Source organism: Vibrio glycogenivorans, assembly GCF_051660965.1.
Taxonomy (GTDB): Bacteria; Pseudomonadota; Gammaproteobacteria; order Enterobacterales; family Vibrionaceae; genus Vibrio.
Genome location: NZ_JBPVIS010000038.1, coordinates 1 through 651 on the forward strand (window position 1 = coordinate 1; position 651 = coordinate 651).

A 651-nucleotide genomic window follows, 5' to 3' on the forward strand; every position below is an offset into this window, starting at 1 on the left:
TTATATTTTAGCCCACTCGCCTCACACATCGATATTCACTGATTGAGACCGTTCTATTCTCAGCTCACGAGTATTGAGTGCTTCTCTCTTCCAGATTTTTTGGATAGTCGTGATGCTCACGGTGATGTCCTCTTGTTTGAGTAATTTCATCAGCTGTATCGACGTATGATGTGGATTCAATAAGGTCAGCTCGATGATCCTATTTTCACTCGCTTCTGGAATACGGTTTTTACTGCGTTTGAGCGGTTTATTAACTCGCTTGAGACCCAATGGGCCTTCCTCTTCCATAATTTGCTGATAGGTATACAACGTCTGACGTGAGCACCCTAAGATACGAGCAGCTTTGCTGACACTACCGACCTCGGCAACCAGCTCAAGTGCCTCGATTTTGCGCTGGACCTCTTTGCCATACTCATGACACTTACGCGGCTCAACAAGCTCGGTGATATTGAGGCGACGATGCCCGAAGTAAGCTGAGAACGAGCCGTCGAACTGGCAGCGGATTTCGACCTTTTGGTTCTCGATGGAGTAACGCACTGGCGAGTCGATGACGTACATTTTGCTATCGAAGCTGAAGGTGTGGTCGCGGCGTATCGTACGATACTCTTTCTGCACACAGATACTATTGAGGTCCAAGTCAGGCGGCACGGG

General features: G+C 48.2%; 1 protein-coding gene. It reads right to left on the reverse strand.

Annotation, left to right across the window (positions count from 1 at the left end; all coding sequences use genetic code 11):
* Positions 1–21: 21 nt before the first annotated feature.
* Positions 22–651 (reverse strand): helix-turn-helix domain-containing protein (locus tag ACSTTG_RS24180; RefSeq protein ID WP_438476620.1); only part of this gene is annotated, 630 nt, incomplete at its 5' end.